Origin of the sequence: Clostridium sp. AM34-9AC (genome assembly GCF_003480225.1) — a bacterium.
GTDB classification, from domain to species: domain Bacteria; phylum Bacillota; class Clostridia; order Lachnospirales; family Lachnospiraceae; genus Acetatifactor; species Acetatifactor acetigignens.
The window spans coordinates 1,615-4,837 of the sequence record NZ_QUIU01000052.1; the positions used below are offsets into that span (position 1 = coordinate 1,615).

Annotated in this window: 3 protein-coding genes and 1 pseudogene; 3 read left to right on the plus strand and 1 reads right to left on the minus strand. The window is 38.0% G+C overall.

Annotated elements, in window-relative coordinates:
* Positions 1-967 (plus strand): RHS repeat-associated core domain-containing protein (locus tag DW835_RS17465; protein ID WP_279221292.1); only part of this gene is annotated, 967 nt, incomplete at its 5' end.
* A gap of 430 nt (positions 968-1,397) precedes the next feature.
* Positions 1,398-1,703: pseudogene (locus DW835_RS17485) on the plus strand (ankyrin repeat domain-containing protein); the annotation flags it as partial.
* 283 nt (positions 1,704-1,986) lie between these two features.
* Here DW835_RS17485 and DW835_RS18155 read toward each other — a convergent pair.
* A complete protein-coding gene (locus DW835_RS18155) occupies positions 1,987-2,295 on the minus strand; it encodes a transposase (RefSeq protein WP_182430353.1) in 309 nt (102 codons plus the stop codon).
* A gap of 164 nt (positions 2,296-2,459) precedes the next feature.
* Here DW835_RS18155 and DW835_RS17495 point away from each other — a divergent pair, with 164 nt between their 5' ends.
* A complete protein-coding gene (locus DW835_RS17495; protein ID WP_118731502.1) occupies positions 2,460-3,020 on the plus strand; it encodes a SecY-interacting protein Syd in 561 nt (186 codons plus the stop codon).
* Positions 3,021-3,223 lie beyond the last annotated feature (203 nt).

The window sequence follows — 3,223 nt, forward strand, 5'->3', positions numbered from 1 at the left end:
GGCTCCGCAGTATGAGAACGAATACACCTACAACGGAGAGTCCTACAATCCGAATATCCAGAGCCAGTATCTGAGGGCAAGGTACTACTGTGTGGTAACAGCGACCTTCCTCACCGAAGACAGCTACCTCGGCAGCCAGACAGAACCGCTGACGCTTAACAGGTATAATTACTGCGTGAGCAGCTATCTGAATTATGCGGATCCGAGCGGAAACAGCGTAGAAATCAATATACCTCTTGAGGAATTTGAACAGGCGCAAACTTACGGAGATATATACCGATTACTAGAGAAATATACCATTATAGAAGCTCAGAGAATGGAAGCGGAGCATAATGCCAGAGAGCAGGAAATGTTAAATGGCATGCAACGCGATTATGATTCTGGTTTTATGAAAGCTATCATGGAACTGGAATCAGACATAGGAATTAGTGGTATCTATAATATTGTGGTGTCTCCGTTGCGTTATGCTTATCAGGGAAGCAGTGATCCGTATGGTGAAGCAATCCGTAACCGGAGACAGAATAGCCAAAACTTTTACGTAGGAGTAGCACAATTCGGGTTTGATATTGTGGATCCGATAACACATCCGGAGCTAATAACAGGTCGTATATACAGCGGAATGTTTGCTGTTACAAATGATCCGGGCATTCTGTTTCAAGATCAAATGGGACCTGCATTAGATGCATGGGATGCAGTATGGGCAGACGATGACAAGACGCATTTTAATAAGGCGGTCTACCTGTTTAGTCAGATACTGGCGGCGGTAGGACTTGGATGTGCCAAAAGCTGTATCGATGAGGGAATAGCAACTGCTACAACACGGACAGGAACAATAGGAGACCATAAAGGTGCTGTTTCTGGTGCTGTGGAGTGGTACACCTTCTGGATTTTATCAGGATGCAAATGGCAGATGGCACAGACCGAATGGACAGTTTGCATCAAATACAGAGGTAGGAATAGCAAATAATTCAGAGCATTATTTGCATAGATCATATATTAGACAAAGTACTATTGATGCAGTAAATTCAAATACTAAAGTTAATTATAAGACAGGTCAGATATATGACGAAATAAGTAGGAAATGGTCAATCCTAGCAATGTCGAATTGGGACATACTACAGGTAATGAATATTGGTATTGGAGAAATTGGGCAGAATCACAGGGAATGACTCAATCACAATTTAATGAATTTATGAACAATCCAGATTTTTATAGATGGCAGGATATTACTAGTAATAGAAGTCATATATACGAAGATCCACATTAATAACTATGAAGGAGAAAATGAAAATGACAGACAGATTTAACAGAGATGAAATGTTTTATCGATTAGCTCATCTTAATGTAGGGATAGAAAAAAAGGAAGAAGTTTTAAAGGACTTAAAAAAGTTTCAAATCCAAATTTTCAAGATTCCCAAGGGACATCGTATCTCCATATGGCGTGTCAAGTGCATTCTGTCGAGGCGATTTCTATTTTGCTAGATTTAGGTGCAGACGCAAATATTAGTGATAAAAGAGGTTTTTCGCCTATATTAAGTGCGTTAGGTAGTATAAATGAAAATAATAATATAATCTTTGAAATGATGTTACAACATGGATTGGATTTGGACAAAATAGAGGGGGAGTCAACTCTGAAAGAACAGATAAAATCATTTGACGATGAGGGATTAAATAAAATAATTCAAAAGTATTCTCGAAATTAATTGTTAGGTGATGTGTACAATATAATGTTTATTTATGTCACCACACAAGAACACGATCCATCTAAAAATTAACCATGATTTGGCCATGGAGTAGTTCAATGACTATAGAGCAAAAGTAGTCCTCAGTGTGCGCATAAGAGCATCCAAAACAAAATGTAACAAAAATGTAATATTTCATTAACGCTTCTAAAACGTCCATGTTACAATGGCACGCACAAGGGGTGTAAGGGGATGAAATTTTTTCATAATACCTAAACCAAAACGTAACTATTCAGAACCAGATTTACTCAAAGATGAAATCAGGGTGACCTGAGATTGCATTTTTGATTGCTTGGTAAGCATTATGTCCCTGCTTGTGTGCCGTGCCAACGTAGGACATGATTTTCAGATAATCTCTGGCACCTTCCTCTGTTCGGAGGCATCCGGATACTTTGGTCTTGACCTTTATCATCCGAAGATCACGTTCTGCCTGGTTGTTATCAAACGGGACATTGAAGTTATGGATAAAAAGGCAGACTGAGACCTTGTAATTCGCAAGGCGTTCTACAAGGGCAAGGATTTTTCCTTTTTTCAACAATTGATACATCATCATATAGGAGGTAGTGGTCAGGCTATGCCAATTCCTGTAGGATTGCATCCGGGGAGTGGTGGAATTCATAATATAGAAAAACAATATGGCATCTGGGGCGGGATAGATGGAGATGTATTCTCGAAGATGCTTCAAAATATCAAGTCTATGACAATACGAACAAAAAAATGGATAAGAATGGAGATAAAACAATGTCAGTAAAAAATGAGTTGGATAACTTTTTTGAAAAATTTTTAGCAGCATACCAAAAAACAGAGGATGGATTACCTAAACGTCCCAGGAGAAAAGATGTAGATCAGGCAGTTTATGTGGGAGAAGCAGATAATGCTGGATGGTGTAAATGGAGGCCATTGGCATATGGAAAAGAGGAAACTTTTATAAAGCTATTAGAGACATATGGAATTGAAAGCAACCGAGATATAATTGAATACTTTAGCACCTATCATTTTTTGGGGTTTAATATAAATTATAAAAAAAGTAGAATTGCAATAAGTGGTGTGGATCCTAGAGATGGGTATAGAAGTTTAAAACAAATAATGGAGGCATATACCGATCTGAATGGCAAGGTAACACATTTTGTGATTGGAGTGGAGTCGAAAGTGAACTATTCTGTAGTGGTAGAAATAAAGACAGGAATTGTTAAATTTGTAGATGACGAAAAAGGAAAAATGAGAAAAATTGCACCATCTTTGGAAGAATTTATAAAAGGATGGGAACCGTGGGTTTAAGCAAGTCGAAAAAGACGATGGATATAAACCACTAAGCCCCGGGAAAATGGAAAAATAACACAAGAGATGAGGAATGACGGATACGATATTTCTGACAAGTGCTATTGTCTTCTACAGTGTTTATTTAACGATGATGTATTGTTAATGAATTTTTATTAGATTAATTCCCGGATGGCTTTGAAGTGCACCATGAATATAATGAG